The 24,858-nt window shown below is 45.0% G+C and carries 21 protein-coding genes; 12 read left to right on the forward strand and 9 right to left on the reverse strand.

The window, feature by feature from the left end; all coding sequences use genetic code 11:
* The first annotated feature begins 143 nt into the window (after positions 1-143).
* Positions 144-1,547, forward strand: a complete 1,404-nt coding sequence (locus P0M11_RS03690) for a nucleoside recognition domain-containing protein (protein WP_275624508.1) — start codon at positions 144-146, stop codon at positions 1,545-1,547.
* A 50-nt stretch (positions 1,548-1,597) separates the two neighbouring features.
* On the opposite strand, the gene P0M11_RS03695 is transcribed toward P0M11_RS03690, so the two are convergent.
* The 4 genes from P0M11_RS03695 to P0M11_RS03710 are packed head-to-tail and all read right to left on the reverse strand — an operon-like array spanning position 1,598 to position 7,682.
* A complete protein-coding gene (locus P0M11_RS03695; RefSeq protein ID WP_275624509.1) occupies positions 1,598-2,638 on the reverse strand; it encodes a GMP reductase in 1,041 nt (346 codons plus the stop codon).
* A 24-nt stretch (positions 2,639-2,662) separates the two neighbouring features.
* Entirely contained in the window at positions 2,663-3,220 is a 558-nt protein-coding gene (locus tag P0M11_RS03700) for an HD domain-containing protein (RefSeq protein WP_275624510.1), read from the reverse strand.
* A 57-nt stretch (positions 3,221-3,277) separates the two neighbouring features.
* Positions 3,278-6,019 carry a formate dehydrogenase subunit alpha gene (fdhF, locus tag P0M11_RS03705; RefSeq protein ID WP_275624511.1) on the reverse strand — a complete coding sequence of 914 codons (2,742 nt, stop codon included), beginning with the start codon at positions 6,017-6,019 and terminating at the stop codon, positions 3,278-3,280.
* A gap of 10 nt (positions 6,020-6,029) precedes the next feature.
* Positions 6,030-7,682 (reverse strand): NADH-ubiquinone oxidoreductase-F iron-sulfur binding region domain-containing protein, encoded by a 1,653-nt coding sequence (locus tag P0M11_RS03710; protein ID WP_275624512.1) that lies wholly within the window; start codon positions 7,680-7,682, stop codon positions 6,030-6,032.
* A gap of 112 nt (positions 7,683-7,794) precedes the next feature.
* Between P0M11_RS03710 and P0M11_RS03715 the strand changes: the two genes are divergently transcribed.
* Complete coding sequence (locus P0M11_RS03715; protein WP_275624513.1) at positions 7,795-8,436, forward strand: CPBP family intramembrane glutamic endopeptidase; 642 nt, start codon at positions 7,795-7,797, stop codon at positions 8,434-8,436.
* Here P0M11_RS03715 and surE read toward each other — a convergent pair.
* Positions 8,423-9,205, reverse strand: a complete 783-nt coding sequence (surE, locus tag P0M11_RS03720) for a 5'/3'-nucleotidase SurE (protein WP_275624514.1) — start codon at positions 9,203-9,205, stop codon at positions 8,423-8,425. The two genes, P0M11_RS03715 and surE, sit on opposite strands and share 14 nt — an antisense overlap.
* Before the next feature lie 132 nt (positions 9,206-9,337).
* On the opposite strand from surE, the gene P0M11_RS03725 reads away from it, so the two are divergent.
* A complete protein-coding gene (locus tag P0M11_RS03725; RefSeq protein WP_275624515.1) occupies positions 9,338-11,458 on the forward strand; it encodes a carboxy terminal-processing peptidase in 2,121 nt (706 codons plus the stop codon).
* Positions 11,459-11,529: 71 nt separating this feature from the next.
* Here the strand turns inward: P0M11_RS03725 and P0M11_RS03730 are convergent, their stop codons facing one another.
* From P0M11_RS03730 to P0M11_RS03740, 3 genes are all read right to left on the reverse strand, one after another.
* On the reverse strand, positions 11,530-12,036 hold the full coding sequence (locus tag P0M11_RS03730; protein ID WP_158065190.1) for a superoxide dismutase family protein: 507 nt from the start codon (positions 12,034-12,036) through the stop codon (positions 11,530-11,532).
* 103 nt (positions 12,037-12,139) lie between these two features.
* The gene (mnmA, locus tag P0M11_RS03735; protein WP_275624516.1) at positions 12,140-13,327 is read right to left on the reverse strand and encodes a tRNA 2-thiouridine(34) synthase MnmA; all 1,188 of its coding nucleotides are present in this window, start codon (positions 13,325-13,327) and stop codon (positions 12,140-12,142) included.
* Positions 13,328-13,497: 170 nt separating this feature from the next.
* Positions 13,498-16,020, reverse strand: a complete 2,523-nt coding sequence (locus P0M11_RS03740) for an ATP-dependent Clp protease ATP-binding subunit (RefSeq protein WP_275624517.1) — start codon at positions 16,018-16,020, stop codon at positions 13,498-13,500.
* Between the two features lie 157 nt (positions 16,021-16,177).
* Here P0M11_RS03740 and P0M11_RS03745 point away from each other — a divergent pair, with 157 nt between their 5' ends.
* From P0M11_RS03745 to P0M11_RS03785, 9 genes are all read left to right on the forward strand, one after another.
* Positions 16,178-16,408: a uroporphyrinogen decarboxylase gene (locus P0M11_RS03745; RefSeq protein ID WP_275624518.1), complete on the forward strand. Its 231-nt coding sequence runs from the start codon at positions 16,178-16,180 to the stop codon at positions 16,406-16,408.
* Positions 16,405-17,505 (forward strand): glycosyltransferase, encoded by a 1,101-nt coding sequence (locus P0M11_RS03750; protein ID WP_275624519.1) that lies wholly within the window; start codon positions 16,405-16,407, stop codon positions 17,503-17,505. Before P0M11_RS03745 ends, P0M11_RS03750 begins: the two co-directional genes overlap by 4 nt.
* Positions 17,506-17,514: 9 nt before the next feature.
* On the forward strand, positions 17,515-17,934 hold the full coding sequence (locus P0M11_RS03755) for a SufE family protein (RefSeq protein WP_275624520.1): 420 nt from the start codon (positions 17,515-17,517) through the stop codon (positions 17,932-17,934).
* Positions 17,931-18,896 carry a glycosyltransferase family 9 protein gene (locus P0M11_RS03760; RefSeq protein WP_275624521.1) on the forward strand — a complete coding sequence of 322 codons (966 nt, stop codon included), beginning with the start codon at positions 17,931-17,933 and terminating at the stop codon, positions 18,894-18,896. The genes P0M11_RS03755 and P0M11_RS03760 overlap by 4 nt, the downstream gene beginning before the upstream one ends.
* Positions 18,897-19,074: 178 nt before the next feature.
* Complete coding sequence (gene mutL, locus P0M11_RS03765; RefSeq protein WP_275624522.1) at positions 19,075-20,841, forward strand: DNA mismatch repair endonuclease MutL; 1,767 nt, start codon at positions 19,075-19,077, stop codon at positions 20,839-20,841.
* Positions 20,842-20,847: 6 nt separating this feature from the next.
* Entirely contained in the window at positions 20,848-21,582 is a 735-nt protein-coding gene (locus tag P0M11_RS03770; RefSeq protein ID WP_275624523.1) for a rhomboid family intramembrane serine protease, read from the forward strand.
* A gap of 2 nt (positions 21,583-21,584) precedes the next feature.
* Positions 21,585-22,556, forward strand: coding sequence for an endonuclease/exonuclease/phosphatase family protein (locus P0M11_RS03775; RefSeq protein ID WP_275624524.1), 972 nt, complete (start codon positions 21,585-21,587; stop codon positions 22,554-22,556).
* A gap of 3 nt (positions 22,557-22,559) precedes the next feature.
* Positions 22,560-22,877 carry a hypothetical protein gene (locus tag P0M11_RS03780; protein WP_275624525.1) on the forward strand — a complete coding sequence of 106 codons (318 nt, stop codon included), beginning with the start codon at positions 22,560-22,562 and terminating at the stop codon, positions 22,875-22,877.
* A 15-nt stretch (positions 22,878-22,892) separates the two neighbouring features.
* Complete coding sequence (locus tag P0M11_RS03785) at positions 22,893-23,246, forward strand: hypothetical protein (RefSeq protein ID WP_275624526.1); 354 nt, start codon at positions 22,893-22,895, stop codon at positions 23,244-23,246.
* Here the strand turns inward: P0M11_RS03785 and P0M11_RS03790 are convergent.
* The gene (locus P0M11_RS03790; protein WP_275624527.1) at positions 23,243-24,763 is read right to left on the reverse strand and encodes a GH3 auxin-responsive promoter family protein; all 1,521 of its coding nucleotides are present in this window, start codon (positions 24,761-24,763) and stop codon (positions 23,243-23,245) included. The genes P0M11_RS03785 and P0M11_RS03790 overlap by 4 nt on opposite strands.
* Positions 24,764-24,858: the final 95 nt, after the last annotated feature.

Here is a 24,858-nt window from a genome sequence, read left to right on the forward strand (position 1 = left end):
ATCAAGGTAAGCCCATCATCTGCATTTTGACATACTAAAGTTACGAAACTTTAAAATGCGCAATAAAAAAGTTTCCATGGTTTATCCATGATATTTAACATTGTTTTCCGAAAAGGCCTATTTTTAACGAAATTTTCAGAAGAATGGTTTTAAGCAGAATATGGTCAGCCTTCATCATTGTTGCCATCTTAGTAGCGAGCATAAAGTATCTTTTTTTCCCGGCCTACGGCGATATTTATAATGACATGGTTGTGGGAAAGGGCGGAGACACTGTCCAAATTGCACAGCAGCCGCTTGCCAGCATGACGCCAACGGTGCAGGAGGCACTGAAAAAAACCGATCTCTACGAAGAGCAGCATATTTCCTATAAAACGGACAGCCTGAAACAGAATGTTCAGGTCTACCGCGTACAGGCTACGGACGGCGTAATCGGCACTTCCGAAACGGCAGTAAAAATCTGCATAGGGCTTATCGGTATTATGACCCTGTTTATGGGCTTTATGAGTATTGCTGAAAAGGCCGGTGGCATCAACCTGCTTTCCAGGATGATACAGCCGTTTTTTTCCAGACTGTTTCCTGAAGTTCCTAAAAACCACCCCTCATTCGGACATATGATGCTGAATTTCAGCGCTAATCTCCTGGGTCTGGATAACGCCGCCACCCCATTTGGACTGAAAGCCATGGAAAGCCTGCAGACCCTGAATCCATCTGCTGAGCGGGCATCCAATGCGCAGATCATGTTTCTGTGTCTTCATGCAAGTGGCCTAACGCTTATTCCCGTATCGATTATTGCCATCAGGGCCTCGATGAATGCTCAGAACCCAACTGATATCTTCCTGCCATGCCTTATTGCTACATTTGCCGCTACAATGGCCGCTATGATCATCGTATCCGTTAAGCAGAGAATAAATCTGTTTCAGCCTGTAATACTGGCGTATATCGGCGGGATCTCAGCGGTAATTGCTGCTCTGGTCGTATTCCTGCTACGCCTTAACCAGTCCGAACTTGCCAGTTTCTCCAAAGTGCTGAGCAACGGAATTATCCTGCTTATCTTCTTCGCTATTGTTCTGGGCGGGATTTATAAGAAAATTAATGTTTTTGATGCTTTTATTGAAGGGGCAAAAGAAGGTTTCTGGACCTGCGTGAAAATCATTCCTTACCTGGTTGGGATGCTTATCGCAATTTCCATGCTCAGAACTTCCGGTGTGTTCGAGGTGATCATAGACGGAATGAAGTGGCTGGCTGCGGCTGCAGGCACCGATACAAGGTTTGTGGACGGACTTCCGACTGCGCTCATCAAACCTCTGTCGGGGTCGGGAGCACGCGGTATGATGGTAGATACTATGGCCACCTTCGGCGCGGACTCCTTCCCCTCACGTTTAGCTGGTATTCTTCAGGGAAGTTCAGACACTACATTTTATGTAATCGCGGTATATTATGGAGCGGTAAATATCCGGAACACAAGATATACGGTTGGAGCCATGCTGCTGGCTGACCTGGTGGGTATTACTACATCTGTTATTTTGGCCTATATGTTCTTTGGGTAAAGAATATGCCGAGCGCAATGGGCGGAGCGGTTTATTTCGTATACAGATTATCAGTCACCGAAAACCTCATTATGCTGTTCGGCCACACGGATAAATGTGGTTCGTTTGGAAAGCTCTTTAAGTTTTGACGCACCTACATAGGTACACGCAGAACGCACGCCGCCCAGGATATCCCGAACGGTTTCTGCTACGGCACCACGGTAGGGCACCTGGACAGTCTTGCCTTCGGAGGCACGATATCCTGCGACACCACCAGCATGTTTGTCCATAGCGGTCTTTGAGCTCATACCATAAAACTGGCGGAATTTTTTACCGTCAACCTCAACAATCTCACCACCGCTTTCGGCATGTCCGGCCAGCATGCCGCCAAGCATCACAAAATCGGCTCCGCCACCAAAGGCTTTGGCCACATCGCCGGGAACTCTGCAGCCTCCATCCGAAATAATATGTCCGCCCAAACCGTGTGCGGCATCAGCACACTCAACGATAGCAGAAAGTTGCGGATATCCCACACCTGTCTTTATTCGGGTGGTGCATACGGAGCCGGGACCAATACCGACCTTAATAATGTCTGCACCGGCGAGAATCAGTTCTTCCACCATTTCGCCCGTCACCACATTTCCCGCCATAATCGTTTTAGCTGGAAAATGATGTCTCATTTTCTGAACAAATTCTACAAAATATTCCGAATAACCATTTGCCACATCAATACACAGAAACTGCAGCCGCGAGTGGTGTTGAAAGAGGTTTCTGATTTTTTGCTCATCTTCTTTACCTGTACCTGTGCTCACTGCAATATGTTCGTAAATTCCATCTGTAGGAGTACTGAGAAATTGATCCCATTCCTGCAGCGAGTAATGTTTATGAACAGCAGTCATCCATCCATCTTTTGCCAGTGCAACAGCCATTTCAAATGTGCCCACCGTATCCATATTCGCTGCGATAAGCGGTATACCGTTCCACTCTTTCTGCGAGTTCCTGAAGATAAATTTTCTTGTTAAATCCACTTCGGCGCGTGACTTTAATGTAGAACGTTTTGGCCGGATCATCACATCCTTAAAACCAAGTTTTATATCATTTTCAATTCTCATTCGTTGCCATTTTATTATTGACAGTCATTTGGATTTCAAGGCCACAAGCGCCGCATCTACCACCACCAAAGCTTTCTCCCTTAATTCGCTGTTTCCACGGTTAAGTTTGAGGAGTATTTGACGTACTTCACGCAGATAAACGCGTGCAAAATCGCCGTCCCCGGCAGAAATTTCCTGCGCATTATCCATAATGTCGGCATACTTTATTGTCTGCGCGTCAGGCGATATGCGTATTAACCGCTGCAGATCTTTTTCTTTACGGGTTCGACGGTTCAAAAGTGGATAATTCTTTTTAATATAAACATCCGTCAGCTCGATCACCAGATCCACCGTTCTTTCTGTCTCGTCTTCATTCAGGTATATATTCAGGAACTTTCGCATTTCCCCGGCGGTAACCGGAGTATCTTCCAACACATCATGCAGCAGTGCAGCAGCAAGAACAGAAATATCAGAGGTATATATTTTTAAAGTTTCCATCACCCTAATCGGATGAACAATATATCTGTCCGGTGCGTATTTGCGGAGTTGTTCACCATGAGCTCTGTCTGCAAATTCTGTTATATGTTGAAGAATATTATTCATACTTATATATTACGGAAAGTGCGGCAAAATCTGTTCCTATACCCTTTCACGATAACGTCAACGTTTTTCCTGCGCGTCCATCATCTTCTTATACTTTCCTTTGCTTTTCCTTATCCGGCAGCTCACCACTTTATATTCTGGACACATCGCTTCGGAACAATGTTCGTCCGAGGTGATGATGTTCAGCATAACCTCAGGGAAATGAAAGGTTGAACTCAATATTCCCGGTTTCATTTCCTCCGTTATTCTGGCTTTGATGTCTACTTTTCCACGCGGAGACTCCACACACACAAAATCGCCGTTCTGAATTTTTTCCCTGGCCGCATCTTCCGGGTTAATGAGCAAAAGATCTTCAGTAAGAATTTCTACATTGCCGGTACGGCGCGTCATTGCACCACAGTTATAATGTTCCAACTCACGGTTGGTGGTGATTATGTAGGGATAGTCCTTACCGTAATTTTCGATTTCATTGGATTCTTTAAAATTGATGAAGGTAAATTTTCCCAGGCCGCGGTTAAATTTTTCCACATGCAAAAGTTTGGTATCAGTGCCATCCGGCGCCACCGGCCACTGTTTTCCGCTGTTTCCCAGTTCGGTCCATTTTACGCCTGCAAAGAAGGGAACGATCTGGGAAATCTCCTGCAACATTACGCCCGCACTATAATCCGGCTGGGGATAACCCATTAAATTCATTATATCAACTATAATTTGACCGTCGGTCTTTGTTCCTTGCAATGGCTGTACTACTCTTTGTACGCGCTGGATTCGTCGCTCGCCGTTTGTAAATGTGCCTTCTTTTTCCAGGAACGAAGTCCCGGGCAGGATTACTGTGGCATGACGCGCAGTTTCTGTCATGAAAAGCTCCTGCACGATGAGCATTTCCAGACTGTTCAGTGCATTGATCACCTTCTTCGTGTTGGGGTCCGTCTGCACGACATCTTCACCAATGAGCCAAAGCGCCTTTAATTTTCCTGCAATAGCTGCATCAAACATTTCGGGAATCTTGTAGCCAATATGCATTGGCAGGTTACGGCCGTAAAAAAGACTGTATCTTTCATTAATTTTGGGATCGGTTACATCCAGATAGCCAGCACCCTGGTGAGGCTGGCAACCCATATCTGCAGCACCCTGAACATTATTCTGCCCGCGCAGAGGATTTACGCCGGCGCCCTTTTTTCCGATATTGCCTGTGATCATCGCAAGATCTGCAATAAGCTGTACTGTAAATGTTCCCTGCATCTGCTCAGTAACACCCAAACCATGAAATTCCATGGCAGCCCCTGCCGCAGCGTATGCAACTGAGGCTTCCCGGACCAGATTTTTATCAACACCTGTGATGCGCTCCAGTTCATCAATATCCAGTTTCAGGACTTCGCCTTTCATTTCCTCATAACCCTCTGTTCTGTTACGTATGAATTCCTGATCCTCCAATCCTTCACTAATAATATAGTACAACATCATGTTGAGCAAGGCGACGTTTGTACCCGGTCTGAGCTGAAGGTGATATTTTGCGAATTTGGCCAACTCTATTTTCCTGGGATCGATCACGATGCCAGTTACTCCCTTCATCATTCTTTGCTTGATCCGGGCACCTGTTACAGGATGCGCAACAGTAGGATTGGCACCGATCACCAGGATACAGTCCGTGTAGGCCAAATCATCTATGGAATTGGTGGCAGCTCCGGTTCCAAAGGCCCGCTGCATACCCAAAGCAGTTGGCGAATGGCAAACCCGGGCACAACAGTCTATATTATTAGTACCAATAACTGCACGCATGAATTTCTGCATCAGATAATTCTCTTCGTTGGGGGTGCGTGCCGATGATATGCCGGCAATGGCATCCGGTCCGTCATTTAGGAGTATTTTTTTGAAATTCTCAACTATAAATGAGTAGGCCTCATCCCAACTAACCTCCTCGAACTGACCGTTTCTCCTGATCATGGGGCTGCGAAGCCGGTCCGTATGATTGTAAAATTTAAAGGCATAGCGGCCTTTCAGACAGGTATGACCCAAATTGGCTTCAGCATCATAGGGACTTGTTATAGAAATTATTTCATTACCCCGGCTTGCGACATTGAGGTTACAACCCACCCCGCAGTAGGTACAGACAGTTCTTGTTATCTTTTCAGGAACAGTTTCAGACAGTTGGAAAATATCGGTGATGGCATCGGTAGGACAGGTTTGTGAGCAGGCGCCACAGCTTACGCAGTCTGATTCCATAAAACTAACGTCCATCCCTTTGATGATATGTGCTTCATATCCCCTGCCGGCCATATTGAGTACCATCTGGCCCTGAACCTCATCGCAGGCGCGAACGCAGCGGAAACAGTTGATGCAGTTATTCAGGTCCGACCGCATATAAGGATGGCTTGTATCCGGTAAGAAATAATCTTTACCTGATGTTTCATATCTGACACCCTTTATACCGATATTCTGAACCACACGGTCAAACTCCGAAGGCTGGGTACTTTTACTGAAACGTCGGTCAGGCGGCAGATCCGAAAGTACCAGTTCAAGGATGTTTTTCCTTAGACTCTGGATATTAGGCGATTCCGGGTAAATAAAAAGGTTTTTCGCCATGGGTGAGTGGCAGGAAGCCATCGCTTTTGTTTTCCCGTCCCGTTCCAGCGCCACATCAACGCAGCAAACCCTGCAGGAGCCAAAGGGCTCCAGATTAGGTGCATCACAAAGCGTGGGAACTGACTGCTGCCCTTTATGCCTCCGTATGAAGGTAAGCATGGTTTCGCCGGGATAGAATTCAAATGGCTGGTTATTGATATAGGCAATGTTTTCCATCATTCTGGAGATATTAATTGAAATGCAGGTTCAGCTCATCCACAAAATACATAAGTGCATTTCGTGCCGGCAGAGGAATTCCGCCGCCATGTGCACATAATGAACCCTGCTGCAGGGTGTTCAGCAAATCCATAAAAAGTTCCCTGTTTACTGTCTTCATATCATGGGCTGCCGCGTGCAGCATCTCATGCGCGCGTTTAGTGCCCAAACGGCAGGGGAAACATTTTCCGCAGCTTTCAAAAGCCGCAAACTGGAAAAGATGTTCCAGATATTTTATCATGGGAAAATCCGAAGGTATACAGACTATAGATGCATGGCCTAATAGAAAACCTTCTGCCGCAAAAGATTCAAAATCCACCGTAAGTGACGAAATTTTCTCTACAGGTACAATGCCACCCAAGGGCCCTCCAATGTGAAGCGCCTTAACCGGCTTGCGGAAGCCACCACCCAATTCATAAATAACTTTCTCCAGCGGTGTACCCATTTCAACCTCTACAATCCCCGGTCTGTTGAAGATTCCGTCCAGAGACACCAGTTTGGTACCTCTTGATTTTTCGGTTCCCAATCGGGCATATGCAGATCCTCCGTGCTGTACAATCCATTTGGCGGCTGCCAGTGTTTCTACATTATTCACCACAGTGGGTTTAAGGAAAAGCCCTTGTTGGGTAGGGAACGGCGGTCTTGTACGTACTTCAGGGCGCTGCCCTTCTATGGCGTTTATAAGCGCGGTTTCCTCGCCACAAATGTAGGCACCCTGTGCTTTTATTACCTTAAAATTAAAAGTAAAACCTGAACCTAGAATATCTTCTCCAATCAGTTTATTTGCTAATAGCTGCCGGATTGTCTCTTCAACTGTATGTACAGCCTCAGGATATTCCGCACGGATAAAGAGGACACCCCAATTTGCACCCGTGCAGATACCGGCTATCAGCATACCGAAAAGCACGGACAAAGGCCTCTCCTCCAAAAGATAGCGGTCTGAAAACGCACCCGGATCTCCCTCATCGGCATTACAAATGATGAATTTTTCGTTTGAAATTTCATTACGGCAACCTTCCCATTTTATTCCCATAGGAAAACCGGCGCCACCCCGACCGCGAATCTGAGAAATTTTTATTTCATCCAGGAGTTTCTCAGGACCACTTTGCAAAGCAGTGTAAAGCAGCGCTTTAAATTCCTTCACATCATTAAAAGATTCCGTGAGGAGCGGGTAAGCGGCAGAAACTCCATAATGTCCGTTCTGAACCACTTCTTCTTTTTTAAGAAGATTTTCCAGTTGGTCAATACTGTTACCTGAGTAATTTTTTCCCTGATAATGGAAAGAGGAACTTTCGTGGCAGCGACCCAAACAGGTCATATGGCCTATCGCAGACTCCTCAAAATGCTGTTTCACTATTTCGTTAATCTTTTCCTGTGTACCGGCACAGAGGCAGGCGGAACCATTGCAGATGTAGATTTGCTTTCCCCTGTTTTCAGGTTTCATAAAATCATAAGCTGTGATGCTGCCGTAGGTATTCGCATCACCGATAAGAAATTCATCTGCCAACCGGGCAAGATCTTCAGGAGCCGGCGTACCGTCAGCGGCTATCGCTGCCAGTCCCATTTGTTCAAACAAATTCCGCTGAAGTCCTTTACGGCTTGAAAGTGCGCTTAAATTCCTGGACATGAGTACTTTATTTAGTAGAGTGAAGTTAAGAAAATTTATTTGCGGACTCAACTATTATTTCAAATCAGCTTGATTAGGTTGGAAGCATCTATATTTGCGGAAATTTGTGCTCATGGAACCCTTCATTGTCAGCATCGCCGTATTCACTGCTGTCCTTCTGGTTGCATACAGAAGAAATTCACTTCGCCTGCTTAACCCGGAAACCGCTGTGGGAAGTCCTTCACTGCTTATTTTGCTGAATGTGACAGGAATCCTGACGTTCGGACTTCTGCCACTGCTTTATTTTCCCCTGCCAGAAATGTTTCCGGTAGACGCAGGCTTATCAAAATGGCTGTTGCTTGGCGGTTTGGTCTTGCTTACGTCCTGTTTCGCCTATTTTATTGCTGAAAAAGACCTTCAGCAAAATAAGGTTTCTGTTCATCCGAAACTCCTGAGCAGCGGGTTCCTTCTCCTGTATTTTACAGTGCGGATTGCCTTTATAGCCACTTATGAGATATGGTTCAGGGGATTTTTTCTGTTTATCTGCATAGACCGGTTCGGAACCTTTAACGCCGTCGCATTAAATGTTGTTTTGTATGTTCTTCTGCATGCTGTAAACGGAAAAAGGGAGATGCTGTCCTGCATTCCCTTTGGTATTTTACTTTGCGCGATGGCTATTTGGTTTGAATCACCGCTTCCCGCCGTGCTGATTCATCTGGCACTCACGGTGCCGTATGACATTCAGTTTGTTAGCATTAAGTCTAAGACGCGTTAGCATCTGAATTCAGTATTTCACCGAGGCTGATCATATGCTCGTGTGCGGTAAGGTCAAACTTCACCGGCACCACCGATATATAACCTTCAGCGAGCGCATTCTCATCTGCATCGGCGCCCGAGTCCATATTGTTGAAATAACCTGTCAGCCAGTAATACTTCTTGCCGTGCGGATTGATTCTTTCATCAAAATTTTCTTCCCATTTAGCTACTGCCTGACGGCAAACACGGATTCCCTTGATCTTGTTTTTGTTTAGTTTAGGAATATTCACATTAAGAACCACTCCTTTAGGCATTGGGTTTTCCAGAGACCTGGTAACTATTTGCTGTATATACTCCTTGGCCTGGCTGAAATCGGCGTCCCAGCTGAAGTCCAGCAGCGAGAATCCTATTGCCTGCAAGCCTTCGACTCCCGCTTCTACCGCTGCAGACATGGTACCTGAGTAGATGACGTTGATGGATGAATTGGCTCCGTGGTTAATTCCTGAGACAACAATGTCCGGGCGACGAGTTAATATCTTGTCCAGGGCGAATTTTACACAGTCCACCGGTGTACCGCTCAGTGAAAAATCCCTTTGTGGGCCTTCCAGCTGTATTTCTTCAAATGTCAGGGTAGAATTAATGGTAATAGCGTGACCTTTGCCACTTTGTGGAGAGTTAGGTGCAACCACAGTCACATCGCCTATTTCATTCATAAATTCAACCAGATTCCGAACACCCGGAGCGGTTATGCCATCATCATTGGTGACTAATATCTGAGGTCTCTGCATATTCCTTTCTATTTTTAACAAAAATAATTAAAAAACCCCGTTATCTTGCAATTAGGTATTAAATTTGAAGTTCTGACGAGCCGTGTAACAACCACGGCTATATTTTAACTAATAACAGTATAAGTTTACAGTATGTTTAAAAAGTCCAAACTAAATAAATTACTTTTATTTGTTCCTTTAATGAGTCTGATGTTCTGTTTCAATGCAGCCCAGAATGACGACGAAAAGATGCAGACCATCATGGTTAGCGTGAAAAACACGCTCTCTTATCTTCATTACAGTCCGAAACCCATTAACGATGCGTATTCCCAGGAGGTATACGATAAATATTTTGAGATGGTAGATTTCGGCAAGAGGTATTTCCTGCAGTCCGATATGGCTGAATTCAGCAAACACCGTACTAAACTTGATGATTATCTGAACCGAGGTGACCTTACCTTCTACAAACTTACTGTGGACAGGCTTTATCAGCGTGTGGACGAGATAGACAAGATCACGCAGGAAATCTTCAGCAAGCCTATAAATCTGAATGAGGATGAAGTGCTTGTCCTGGAACACAAAATTAAAAAAGCACCGGTTAACCGCGAGGAGCAGTATAATGAATGGAAGAAATTCATCAAGTACAATATCCTTCAGGAAATGGAAACGCTTAACAGCAGGGAAGAAAGCCAGCGAAAAAAGAAGGACAGTGTTCAGAAATTCGGTCTTAAGGATACCATAAAACTGGAAATTCTGACCCCCGAGCAAAAACTGACTAAGGCGACAGGTGAGGTGAAGGATCTTATGGGAGAAACCTTTACACGTTTTAAGAAAAGAAAGAAAATGGACTGGTTTACGGTCTATATGAATGCTTATTCTGAGGTTTTCGATCCGCATACCAATTATTTTTCACCCCGGGATAAAGAAGATTTTGATGTAAACTTCACCGGCAAAGTGATAGGCATCGGAGCCATTATCCAGGAGAGAAAAGGAAACCTATTTCTGGGAGCACTTACTGTTGGAGCACCTGCCTGGAAATCCAAACAGCTTTCCGAAGGCGACAAAATCCTCAAAGTAAAATCACTGCCAAACAAGGAGGCCGTCAATGTGGTAGGCATGCTGTCTGATGAGGCGGTAAGGCTTATTCGCGGCAAGGAAGGCACGGCAGTAACTTTAACCGTTGAGAAGAAAGATAAAACTGTGAAGGAAGTCACAATGATACGTGAGGAAGTGGCCATGGAGGATACTTATGCCCGAAGCATCATCATAAATTCTAAAGACGGCAAGAAATTCGGATTCATTAACCTTCCGGGATTCAATGCCGAGTTTGACAAGGAAGATGGCCGTAATGCCTCTGACGATATTAAAAATGAGATCATCAAGCTGAAAGCGCAGAATGTACAGGGAATTATCTTGGATTTGCGGAATAATGGCGGTGGATCACTGACTGAAGTTGGTGACATCATGGGGCTTTTCATGAATGCCGGGCCTTATGTGCAGGTTAAGGATGGACAGGGTAAGATTCAGACTCTTAGAAATAAAACCAATGCACCAATCTGGACGGGACCACTGGCAATTATGCAGAATGAACTTTCTGCCTCGGCTTCCGAAATTCTGGCAGGGGCCATGCAGGATTACGGCCGCGCGGTAGTGCTGGGATCTCCCCAGTCCTTCGGTAAAGGAACTGTACAGACGTTTGTGGACCTGAACCGTTTCCTGAATACCAATGATGATTTCGGTTCGCTGAAACTCACCATTCAGAAGTTCTACCGTATTACCGGCGAATCCACGCAGAAGAAAGGTATTGAATCGGATATAAAGATGAAGGACTTCTTCACATTTTCCGAAATTGGAGAACGCTATGACGATTATGCCTTGGCCTGGGACAAAATTCCTCAGGTAGCTTTCAATAAAGTAAACGGCATCAATATTCCGAAAATGCAGCAAAACAGCGCGCAGCGAATGAGCGTAAACTCCAATTATCAGTTATTGCTTGAATCTGCACAGTGGAAGGAAAAAATGGGTAAGGAAGAGAGTATTACGGTGAACCAAACCAAGTTTTTCGCACTGATGAAACAGCGAAAAGATGAAATCAGGAAATTTGAGAAACTGGATAAATTCAATAACGGACTGGTGTTTTCCATTTATCCTCAGGAAGTGCAGCGGGAAAAGACAGATGAAGTCTTCAGGAAAAAGACTGAGAACTGGAAAAAGATGCTTTCCAAAGATGTTTATCTGGAAGAAGCAGTCAATATAATTTCTGAAATGATTTAACAGCCATCAATCATAAACAAAAAAAATCGTCATTTTCCAATGACGATTTTTTTGTTCTATAAGTATTTGGATTATTTTATTTCCACGCACCCTATTCTTCCCCCTGCGTTTCCGGTAGGTTGGGTTTTGAAATCATCGGCCTGAGCATGAATGATAATTGATTTTCCGTAGAGGTTTTTTGCAGGATCACTACAACCCAGACACCATTTGTCCGTTTTCATCACCAGTCTTGAAGTACCGTTACCATCCGCTTTCAGATTTCCCAGGTCGCCGATATGGTGTTCGCCCATACCCCATTTACCGTGGTCGTGTGAAGTCGGATTCCAGTGTCCACCGGCTGAACTTCCGTCCGCAGCACTGCAGTCTCCGTTTTCATGAATGTGTGCCGCATGTATGCCGTTTGGTTTCAGTTTCAGCACATTCATATCCAGTTCTACTGAACCCCCTTTTTGGGTAAACATTGCGGTTCCCTGAACCTCGGAGTTGCTTTTTGATTCAATTGTATACGTCTTGGTTGTAGCACAGGAAGTGAGCATTAAAGCCAGCACAGCGGCTACGGAGAATGTCGTTTTAGTCATTGCAGAAATTTTTACCGTAAATTTAGTACTATTTAAATGAGTAATCAACGTCAAATGGCCAATATGAAAGTTTCACTCTGAATTCTGTAATCAACTGAGGTATTTAAGATATCACACCGCTCCCCAGCAGTTCTTCACCGTTGTACCAAGCTGCAAACTGACCCTCCGCAATAGCGGACTGCGGTTCAGCAAACTCGATGTAGAGGCCGTCCTCAAACTGATACAAGACCGCTTCTTCCAAGCCCTGCCTGTATCTGATCCGGGCCTGCACCGGCATTGATCCGCCGTTTTCCAGCCTTAAATCTTCGCGAACCCAGTGAACATCGGCATTATCAATCTTAAGCGCCTTTCTGAAGAGTCCCGGAAAGTTACGGCCTTCACCTACGTAAATGATATTGTGTTCCATATCCCTGGAAATAATAAAGCAGCTCTCTTTGTGCCCACCTATTCCTAAACCCTTGCTTTGGCCAATTGTAAAGAACTGTGCGCCCTGGTGGGTTCCGATCACTTTACCGTCCTCTTTACTGTATTTTATTTTAGCTGACAGGAACTCCAACTCCTCCTGCTTGGAGTTAAATTCCGGGATTTCCTCGTGAAAAGCGGGAAAATCATTGAATATTTCAACAATCTCGCCTTGTTTCGGCACCAACTGCTGCTGAAGGAAAGTTGGAAGACTAACTTTACCTATGAAGCAAAGTCCCTGGGAATCTTTCTTTTCTGCAGTAACAAGTCCTATTTCCTTCGCAATCGCACGAACCTCCGGCTTTGTAAGTTCGCCAATGGGGAACAGGGCTTTTGACAGCTGCTCCTGGCTAAGCTGGCACAGGAAATACGACTGGTCCTTATTATTGTCCTTACCCGCCATTAAACGGTAGGTGGTATCACCGCTTTCATTTTCAAACGAATCAACACGGGCGTAGTGTCCTGTGGCTACCTTATCAGCACCCAGAGACAGCGCAGTTTCCAGGAAAACATCAAACTTAACCTCACGGTTGCACAGAATATCCGGATTGGGTGTACGCCCGTTCTGATATTCGGCAAACATATAATCCACGATTCTTTCTTTATACAGGTCGCTCATATCAATCACCTGAAAAGGAATTCCCAGTTTTTGAGCTACCATAAGGGCATCATTGCTGTCCTCTACCCAGGGGCATTCATCCTCTAATGTGACAGAAGCGTCGTTCCAGTTCCGCATAAAGAGAGCGATCACCTCGTGACCCTGTTGCTGCAAAAGGTACGCAGCTACTGAAGAATCCACTCCGCCGGAAAGTCCAACTACAATCTTCATTATTAAGTAAATTTTTGCAAAATTAAGGTTTTAGGAATGATTGTACGCGTTCCAAGGATTTATGCTGTGCATCAGCGTCATCGACAGTACACTTATTTCCTAAGCCTGCGCGGTAACACGCTATAAAAAAGACCGCATTTCTGCGGTCCCCGGTTTAATAAATTCAGCTATTAGGCTTTTTCTTTCTTTGTTTTAGGAGCCACTTCCTTCTCCAGCCCATCTTTTTCCTCATTCAGTTTTAACACAATGGTCTGACCCTCGGAGATCTGCTTATTTACAAGCATTTCAGCTATAAGATCTTCGATATATTTCTGAATAGCTCTCTTCAGCGGACGTGCACCAAAGTCTTTGTCCCAACCTTTTTCGGCAATAAAATCCTGAGCTTCTTCGGTCAGTTCTACAGAATAGCCCAGTTTTTCGAGTCTCGCGTACAATTTGGAAAGTTCCAGATTAATAATCTGTTTAATGTCTTCTTTGGAAAGTGAGTTAAAGATGATAATGTCATCAATTCTGTTCAGGAATTCCGGTGCGAAAGCCTTCTTCAGCGCATTTTCAATAGTTGCTCTGGCACGTGCGTCCGAAGATGATTTTTTGGCTGTTGTGCCGAATCCTACTCCATCTCCAAAATCCTTAAGGTCCCGGGTTCCGATATTAGATGTAAGGATGATTATCGTATTCCGGAAGTCAATCTTACGGCCCAAACTGTCGGTAATGTGTCCTTCGTCCAGAATCTGCAGAAGTATATTGAATACATCAGGATGCGCTTTTTCAATTTCGTCCAAAAGCAGTACTGCGTAAGGCTTTCTCCGGACGGCTTCAGTGAGCTGCCCTCCTTCTTCGTATCCTACATATCCCGGAGGCGCACCTACCAGCCTGGAAACAGCGAACTTCTCCATATATTCGCTCATGTCAATACGGATAAGCGCATCATCGCTGTCAAAGAGTTCGCGGGCCATCACTTTCGCCAGTTCTGTCTTACCAACGCCGGTGGTTCCCAGGAAGATAAACGTACCAATAGGTCGGTTAGGATCTTTAAGACCGGCACGGTTTCTTTGAATGGCTTTCACCACCTTTTTCACAGCATCTTCCTGACCGATCACCTTGCCGTTCAGTTTATCATCCATCTGCGCCAGCTTGTCCAGTTCATTTTTACCTACCTTGGTTACAGGTATACCACTCATCATGGAAACGACCTCCGCCACACTTTCCTCGCTAACAACTTCTTTCTTTTCCTTCACATCCTTATCCCACTGCTCCTGAGCTGCGGCTAGTTCACGGGTAAGCCTTTCCTCTTCATCTTTAAGTTTACGTGCTTCAAGATAATCCTGGGCTTTTACAGCCTGCTGCTTTTGGGTTTTTATTTCCTCTATTTTCTTTTCATTGACAATGATTTCAGTAGGAACCTTCATGTTCTTGATATAGACACGGGAGCCCGCTTCATCCATCGCATCAATTGCTTTATCCGGCAGGAAACGGTCTGTAATGTATCTAGAAGTCAGATTAACACAGGCAGTAATAGCTTCGTCTGTATAGGTAACATTATGATGGTCTTCATATTTGTCCTTAATCTGCTTAAGGATCTGTATTGTCTCATCAATTGATGTGGGTTCAACCATCACCTTTTGGAACCTGCGCTCTAAAGCACCGTCCTTTTCAATATACTGACGGTATTCATCCAGGGTTGTAGCGCCTATGCACTGGATCTCTCCCCGTGCGAGAGCAGGCTTAAACATATTTGATGCATCGAGGCTGCCTGTAGAGCTTCCTGCTCCAACGATAGTGTGAAGTTCATCAATGAACAGTATGACATCGCGGTTTTTCTCCAGCTCAGTCATTATTGCCTTCATTCTTTCCTCAAACTGACCACGGTACTTTGTACCCGCCACCAAACTGGCTAAGTCTAAAGTAATCACCCGTTTACCGTATAAAACGCGGGAAACTTTCTTCTGGTGAATACGTAGTGCCAAGCCCTCAGCAATGGCTGACTTTCCCACCCCGGGTTCACCTATAAGAAGCGGGTTGTTCTTTTTGCGGCGCGACAGGATTTGCGAAACTCTTTCGATTTCCTTTTCGCGTCCTATTACGGGATCCAGCTTACCGTCTTTTGCCAGCGTGGTGAGATCTCTGCCGAAATTATCAAGTGTTGGAGTTTTACTTTTACCTGCGCCCAGACTGGCACCCGGCTTGCGCATCTGGCCATACTCTTCCCTCTCATCATCATCGTCATAAGCACTCATCTTCGGAGTTTCCCCTGAATTCTTAAGCATCAGCTGATATTCACGTGATACACCTTCGTAATCAACATCGTAAGCACTCAAAATGCTGGAAGTCGGGTCTTCAAACTTATAAAGTATGCCCAGAAGAAGGTGTACTGTATTGATTTCTGAACTTTTATACTGACGGCATTCCAGTTCAGAACGCTTTACCGCCTGATCTGCCAGTTTGGTAAATGATATATTCGGAATTTCATCATTCAGCACATTTACTCCCGAAACGCTCATTGTTTCAATCTTTCTGCGGATTTGAGTTAGGTCTGCATTAAGGTTCTGCAGAATTTCACGCGCGGAATTTTCGGTTTTTATGATTCCCAGAAGCAGATGTTCAGTGTTCAGGAATTCACTTTTCAGCCGTCGAGCCTCGCTTTTGCTGTGTTTGAAAACTTTGTCCAAACCATCTGAAAATTTATAATCCATAATTAGGTTCTCGTTTAAAAATAAGGCGGCGAATTCCGGCCTTAGTTACACTCTAAGTTACAAATACTTTACCAAAATTCAAATAATGACTTTCTGGCAGGCCCATTTTCAATATCTTACTGGAAATGATTAGATTTGCGCTCCAAAATCAATTTTTATGAGCCCAGAAATCGCCAGTTATTGCGGGTATGCAGCCTCGGTCTTTATCGTTTTAAGTTTTATACTGAAAGATGTAAGGAAAATCCGCTTTGTTAATATGATAGGCTGTATCCTCTTTGTCATTTACGGCATTTTCAGCGGTATGCTGTGGCCCATAATCATTCCCAATGCAATTTTGTGTTTTATACAGGTGTATCATCTGGTCAGAAATGAAAAAACGCCTTCATGAAAATTCTGGTTTCGGCGTTCAGCAGTCTCTATACAGATCAGCGGATTGAAAAGGTTTGCCGCACACTTTATGAGAATGGGCAGGGTATTCAGCTGATTGGTAACGACTGGGGCGGCGCAGAAGAGATGCATAGGCCTTATCCGTTTTCTCGGATTCGCATAAGATCCCGTGTTCTCCGGTTTGCCTACCCCGAGTTTATGTGGAAACTCTATAAGGAACTGGACAGAAAAACAGACACGAAAACGGTTTTGTTGGCAAATGACCTGGACGCGCTTTTACCCAATATGATCATTGCCCGGAAATATAAGATCCCGCTGGTCTTTGACAGTCATGAAATTTTCACTGAGATGCCCGCCATCAAAGGCCGCTGGACGCAGAAGGTGTGGAAATTCCTTGAAAGAAGACTCGTACCCGGCCTCAGATATATGATGACGGAAAGTGAGAGTTATGCGGAATGGTTTACCCGAGAATACGGTGTACATCCTGTTGTGGTACGCAACATACCCCGTATCATCAAAGAACAAATAACCCTCCCCGAAAATCAAACAAAGATTATATTATATCAGGGTGCTGTAAATCAGTCACGTGGAATACCCAGCGCAATAAGGGCTATGCACCATATAAACGGCGCTAAGCTGGTCATTGCAGGTGACGGACCGATGCGTACCCAATATGAAAAACTTTCGGTTGATGAAGGACTGAAAGACCGGGTTCATTTTGCCGGCAAACTTCATCCGGACGACCTGCGCAAACTCACCCGTACCGCAGACGTTGGCCTGAGCCTGGAGGAAAACGGCGGAGTAAGTTACCTTTATTCGCTGCCTAACAAAGTGGCCGATTATATACAGTCGCGGGTTCCGGTTGTTATGATCAACTTCCCTGAAATGATGAAAATATATAATGATTTTAAAGTGGGTGAGGTGGTGCAAAATCATGATCCTGAAAACCTGGCGGCCATGATAAAAACCGTCCTGGAGAAAGGAAGGTCATATTATCAGCCTGAGCTTGAGAAGGCGGCAGAACACCTGAACTGGGAGAACGAGGAGCATCAGATCCTGGCTCTTTTCGAAAAAGTGAAAAAGGAAAACTTTCGCTAATTTTGCACTATGACAATTAAAGAGAAACAGCAGGAGCTGATTGATGAGTTTGAATTTCTGGAAGACTGGGAGCAAAAATACGAATACCTGATTGACCTGGGGAAACAGCTCGACAGCTTTCCCGAAGATAAGAAGACTGATGAAAATCTCATTAAAGGCTGTCAGTCCAAAGTTTGGATAGACGCCAGTTTCCGTGAGGGAAAACTGTTTTTCAACGCGGACTCCGACGGAATTCTGCCCAAAGGGATTGTAGCACTGCTTACTTCCATCTACAGCGGACACACTACTGAAGAAATCCTGGCTTCTGATTTTGATTTTATCTCAAAGATCGGACTGCAGGAGTTTCTTTCGCCCTCACGCGCCAACGGGCTGATGGCTATGACCAAGCAAATTAAATTTTACGCTGTCGCATATCAACTCAAATCGTGAGTACCGTTCTTGCATACCGGTTTTCTGCATTTGGCGATGTGGCAATGGCCGCCATCGTGATCCGTGAGTTTGTAGAGCAAAATCCGGACGTACGTTTGGTAATGGTCTCCCGGGAACATTTCAAACCTCTGTTCGGCGGTATTCCCAACTTATTTTTCAAAGGAGTAAATCTTGACGATTTTAAAGGATTCTTTGGCATGCAGCGACTTGCGACACAGCTTATAAGGGAATTCAGCCCAACGCATATTGCGGATTTGCATGATGTGATACGTACCAAAATCCTTGACAGAAAATTTGCCAGAAAAGGTTTTAACGTTGCAGTAATTAATAAGGGTAAGGAAGAAAAGGAAATACTTACTGACATCTGGAACCTGGAAAAACAGCAGCTGCGAAGTACAGTAGAACGTTATGCGGATGTTTTCAGAGAACTGGGTTTCGGCCTGACTCTTGCACACAAGCTTAGGACGGACAGCAAGCCCCGGTCGGGTGTTGGTTTTGCCCCTTTTGCACAGCATAAAGGGAAGATGCTACCACTGGACAAATCTTATGAACTGGCCCGGCTTCTGGCAAAGAAATATGAAGTCTATTTTTTTGGCGGCGGAAAGGAGGAGACTGAAACTTTGAGCAAGTGGGAAAAACAGATTCCCAATACAAGAAGTTTGGCTGGTAGCCTCACGCTTAGTCAGGAACTGGAAAAAATATCCTGTCTTGACGTCATGATCTCAATGGATTCAGCAAATATGCATCTGGCCAGCCTGGCCGGAACACGGTGCATATCGGTTTGGGGATCTACGCACCATTTTGCCGGCTTTCTGGGATACGGTCAGAGTGAAGACGACATTGTTCAGGTTAAAGACCTAACCTGCAGACCCTGTTCTGTCTTTGGAGACCGCGAATGTTTCCGCGGCGACTATGCCTGCCTGCAGGAAATCCATATCCAGCAGATACTGAACAAGCTTTAAATTAGGTACAGGGTAATTATCCCTGATAAATTTCTGTAAAACTCAGGTGCGGATGAACCACCATTCTCCATTTCCTAAAGTCTCGCTTCCGGACATGCGCTGAAGTTATGCCAACTGCGGACCTTTTGCATGCGTTTTCCTTTACAATTGATTATTTTTGCCAATTAAGCACCTTAAAATGTCAGATATCATACAGCTTTTACCGGATCACGTTGCCAACCAGATTGCGGCAGGTGAAGTGGTACAGAGACCGGCCTCCATTGTAAAGGAGCTGCTGGAAAATGCCATTGATGCCGGTGCTTCCAAAATTGAACTCATTGTCCGTGAAGCCGGCCGAAACCTGATACAGGTGGTTGATGACGGTGCAGGAATGTCTGAAACTGATGCACGTATGGCGTTTGAAAGACATGCCACCTCCAAGATTAGGACGACTGAAGATATATTTAAGATTTCAACCAAAGGTTTCCGCGGCGAGGCTTTGGCTTCAATAGCCGCCGTAGCCCAGGTGGAACTCAAAACAAAAAAAGAAGGCGCCACCGTAGGGACCAACATCTATATCGAGGGTGGCGGCCTGCAGTTTCAGGAACCTGTACAAACCGTGGCCGGCTCTAATTTCTGTGTAAAAAACCTGTTCTACAACGTTCCCGCGCGCCGGAAGTTCCTTAAGAACAATAATGTGGAGTTCCGTCACATCATGGATGAATTCCACCGCGTGGCACTGGCACATGAGCATATTGAATTTTCACTTTTCCACGACGATGACCCGGTGTTCCGCTTACGCAAAGGTTCGCAGATGCAGCGTATTGTGGAAATCTTCGGCCGTAAACTGCATCCACTCCTGATTCCGGTAAAGGAAGATCTGGGTTGGGTGAAACTGGACGGTTTTGTGGCCAAGCCTGAGGGTGCGAAGAAAGTACGCGGTGAACAGTTTTTCTTTGTGAACGGCAGGTTTTTCCGCAGTCCCTATTTAAACAAGGCCGTTCAGGAAGCTTTTGAAGGACTTTTACTGCCCGGTCTGATTCCTACATTCTTCCTCTACCTGGAGTTGGATGCGGAGAAGATTGACGTTAATATTCATCCACAAAAAACAGAAGTAAAATTTGAAGATGAACATGTAATCTTTGCCCTCGTCCGTTCCACGGTAAAGAAAGCATTGGGTATTTATAATATCGCTCCCAGCCTGGATTTTGACCGTGACCCGCAGATGGACTTTTTCAGTACTCCAAAACAGGGTAGCGACAGCAGTTTCCGGATGCCGGAGATCCAGGTAGACCGCAATTACAATCCCTTCCGCGACGAGACACAGGTGAAAAGTGAAGAGATACAAAACCTGGCGCAGATGTACCATCATACCATTGAAGCGGCACCGTCTAAGATCAATCTGTTTGAAGATGAAGATTTTGACGAAGATTTGATGCGGCTTCCAAACGGTTACTGGCTGCTTAATAAAGGCGAAAAGACACTGATGCTAGATTTAGGCAGGATGCACCGACTGGTGGTGACGGAGCAAAACCGGAACAGAAAAAAGGAACAGGTTTCCCATTCTCTTCTGTTCTCCCTGGAGTACCACATGAATGAAATCGAAAAAAACAAATACAAATCAATAAAGAAATTCCTGCCCGAACTCGGATTCGACATCAAGGTTGCACACGAGAACGTACTTCGTGTAGACGCTGTTCCTACCGGCTTGAAAGAAACTCAGGTCGTGAAGTTTATTGAGGAACTTTTTGAAATCATGGAATACCGTACAGAAGATCAGTTCATGGAGTTCTATAACGGCAAATGGAGTAAGATGCAGAGTAAGTCCCGTTTTGACTTCATTTATAAAAATGACGCGGAGCAGGTAATCCGCGATTTTTCGCAGCTTGGATTTCCGGCGTATCTCCCGGATGGGAAATGCTGTTATGTGGAGCTTCCGCTGGAGGATTTGAAAAATAAATTTTAAGAAATTATGTTCAGAGAGATCACCCCACTGGTTAAGGCCATTATCATAATTAACGCGGTCCTGTTTATCCTGACCTACTATATATATCCTAACTTGCTTTATTATCTGGCAGCCTATTACCCGATGTCCGAAAGTTTCAAAAGCTGGCAGATCATCACCCATATGTTTACCCACGGTGGCTGGATGCACCTGCTCTTCAACATGTTTACCCTGTTCAGTTTCGGACCTGTACTCGAGAAAATCCTGGGTCAGCGGAAATTCATAATGTTCTACCTTGTTTGTGGTCTGGGCTCCTTTGTAATCTACAATTTGTGGAATTATTTCCAGATCATGCAGCTTGCGCGCGAACTTACAGCTACGAATGTCAATCCCGCGGCGGTTTTTGCCAATGCCGATATCTTCAATATTAATAACGCCTTTTACAATTCCCTGAATCCGGATGGTAAACAGCTATTTCAGTTACTTGTAACTCCCATGGTAGGCGCTTCCGGAGCCATTTTTGGGGTGATTACCGCATTTGCGATCCTCTTTCCAAATGCCGAACTGATGTTGATGTTCATTCCGGTACCTATAAAAGCGAAAGTGTTATTGCCCATAGTCATTGCGGGCTCCCTGTATTTGGGTTTCAGCCAGTTTGAAGGTGATAATATTGCGCACTTCGCGCACCTGGGCGGAGCTCTGATCGGATTTCTCTGGATACGGAACTGGAAAAGCAATCAAAACCGCTTCGACAGATTTTAAGAATGATCGTCCGCAAATTTTTTGTGCTTGCGCATACGGCCGTTGTGATGCTGTTAGCCGCCACATTGCTGAATGCCTATATTCCGCCGTCGGTGCTTCCGGGACTGAACCTGCTTTCTCTTGCGTTCCCCGGCCTGTTTGCCGTACATCTTTTATTGTGCCTCTTTTGGATATTTTTATGGAAGAAGCAGGCCGTGCTCTTTCTGGCCGTGTCAATTCTATTCCTGAATCCCGTCCGCAGGTGGCTGAACTATAATCCCCAATCAGCAGACACCCCCACTTTGAAGGTCGTTTCGGCCAATCTGAAAACGGGAAAACTTGGCGAAAAGGCCGCTGCTGACTATCTGAACGAAACCGGTGCGGACGTGATGATTCTTCAGGACCCTGGTGAAGTACAGAATATGATAGGTCTCGCCCACAAATCAAGAGATTATTGGGTAGTCTCTACATCCTCGGCTACGGAAATTATCGCACAGGGACCACTCTTCGGGGACGATGGCTATTCTTTTTATGCAGACATCAAACATCAGGGCAAAGTGATCCGCGTCATAAATGTTTATCTAACTCCTTTCTTCTTCGACAAAAACAAAGTGCGCCCCGCAGAGGATCTGGAAAAAAACAGAAGCAAGGCAAAATACATACTTAAGCGCCTTATTCCAACCTTCAGAATTCACGAAGATGAAGTGGATCTTATTGCTGATGCCGTGCGAAAATCACCTTATCCTGTAATTTTGGCAGGAGATTTTAATGCAGTACCTAATTCGTATGAATATTATACGCTGTTGGGCGATTTGAAAGATGCTTTTGTGGAAGTTGGCAGGGGTTCTGCTACGAGTTTCCATGACTATAAAGTGCCGATAAGGATTGATTATATTTTTACATCTGAAAGCATAAAGGCCATAAGCTTCCGTGTGGACCGGAATGTAAAAATATCTGACCACTTTCCAGTGATTGCTGAATTTAAAATTGAGTAAAAGATGAAAAAGTTCATTTTTATTTACGTTTTATTAATGATATCCTGTTCTGAAAAAAAATCCGTGAGCCGGGCTGCAGCGGTGGATGAGGATGTGCACGCAGAGTATGACACCGTGCCTATTGACTCGTTTTCGCCCGGAGCAACTTCGGCCGCGATAGCGGCAGGGATGCGGCAGTCTGTGATCCGAAGTACAGATTCAGCAGCCGACTTACAGAAGGATGAGAAGGATATCGCGAATAAAACGGATGTGACAATCCGGACGGAAACCGGTCCGGATATGTCTGCATCTTCAGAAAAAACATCTCAACAAAATCCCTGATATTAATTTAACCAAATGACAAATACTATGAAAAAGCTGATGATTACGGGAACTATTTCGCTCGTCTTAACCGCCTGCACAAATTCTGAAACGAAGACGGAAACAATAGAAAACCCCGACGGCACTGTAACTACCACAGTGGTTGAGAATGAAGAAACGACCGGACTGGATACCGTTGCCATTACCAACACCGTGGAGACCGCTAAGGAAAAACTTAACATAGCCGGCGAGAAAATAGAAAAGGCAGCCGATAAAGCCGGTACCGAACTGAAAAAGGCCGGTGAAGATGTGAAAGTAGCCACGAAAAAAGGTGCTGAAAAGGTAGAACGCTCTGCCGAAAAAGCAGAGGCAGACCTTAAGAACAACTAATCTGCTGCGTTCAGCCTGAGAAGCGGTTCAATATACTCCCGGTCATTGCTTAACCGGGGTACTTTGTTCTGCCCGCCCAATTTACCCCTTTCGGACATCCAGCTGTAGAAAAGTTTCGGTCTGGCAACGTGGATAATTGGTTTGCTAAGGGTCATATTATTATATCGCTTGGCTTCATAATCAGAGTTAATTGATTTCAGATGATTATCAAAAACTTCTCTAAAGAGGTCCATATCCCTCGGAGCGTTGCAGAATTCAAAGATCCACTCATGAGCCCCACTTTGGCCGTCTTTCATGAAAACCGGTGCCCCGGTGTAATCAGACACTGATGCTTGCGTAGCTTCGCAGGCCTTTTCAAGTGCAGCCTCTACATTATCAATCATGAGTTCTTCGCCAAAAGCATTGATATAATGCTTGGTACGGCCGGAAATTTTAATCCTGAACGGACTCAGGGAGGTAAATTTCACGGTATCCCCAATAAGATAGCGCCAAAGACCGCCATTAGTGGTGATTACGATTGCGTAATTCTTACCTATTTCCACCTGTTCCAAAGGAATTGCCTGCAGGTCATCGGGGTTAAATCTATCCATGGGTATGAATTCATAGAAGATTCCGTAATCAAGCATCAGCAGCATCTCATCACTGCCGGACTGGTCCTGGATGCCGAAAAAACCCTCTGAGGCATTATAAATTTCGTAATAATTAATGTCTTTGCCAATTATATTGCGGTACTGCTCTCGATAGGGTTTAAAGCTGATGCCTCCATGGAAAAACACTTCCAGATTGGGCCACAGTTCGCTTATACTGCGCAGTCCGGTATCTGCCAATATACGCTGCAGCAATACCAGCATCCAGCTGGGCACACCGGTAAGACTGCCCACGTCTTCATTTCTTACCTCCGCTACAATTGCCTTCAGTTTACTTTCCCATTCGGACATGAGTGAGGTCTTCTTGCTGGGTGTAGTCGTAATTTCAACCCAAAACGGAAGATTCTCGATCATAATAGCCGAAAGGTCACCAAACTTCGTGTTAAAATCCTGGTAGAGCTCGGCACTGCCACCCAGCCTCAGGTTTTTGTTAAGGAAAAGCGTATTATCGGGATGGTTGTTCGCATAGATGGAAAGCAGGTCTTTACCGGCCTTGAAATGACATTGATCAAGACTTTCGTCGGAAATAGGTATGAATTTGCTTTTGGCATTGGTGGTACCCGAGGATTTTGCAAACTGCTTAATCTGCCCCGGCCAGAAAACATCTTTTTCACCTTTTCTTGCGCGTTCAATATAAGGTTCAAAGTCCTCATAAGCCACCACCGGCACACGATCCTTAAAATCATTATACGAACTGATGGAACTGAAACCGTGGATCTGGCCGTATTCCGTGTTTTCGGCATGGAAAAGCTGCGAAAAAAGGACACCATTCTGCGTCTCGATGGGATTTTTGATAAAGTTTTCAATCTGATCTATCCTTTGTTTGATAAACCAGTTTACGACAGAATTGAACAGTGCTTTGGTTGCCATCTTCAAATATAACTGATTTCCGGAAAATGCAGGTAAAAAAAAACAGGCTAAAACATTAATGCACAAAAAAAACCGCGGCTGAAATTCAGCAGCGG

Origin of the sequence: Kaistella sp. PBT33-4 (genome assembly GCF_029194425.1) — a bacterium.
Classification (GTDB): Bacteria; Bacteroidota; Bacteroidia; order Flavobacteriales; family Weeksellaceae; genus Marnyiella.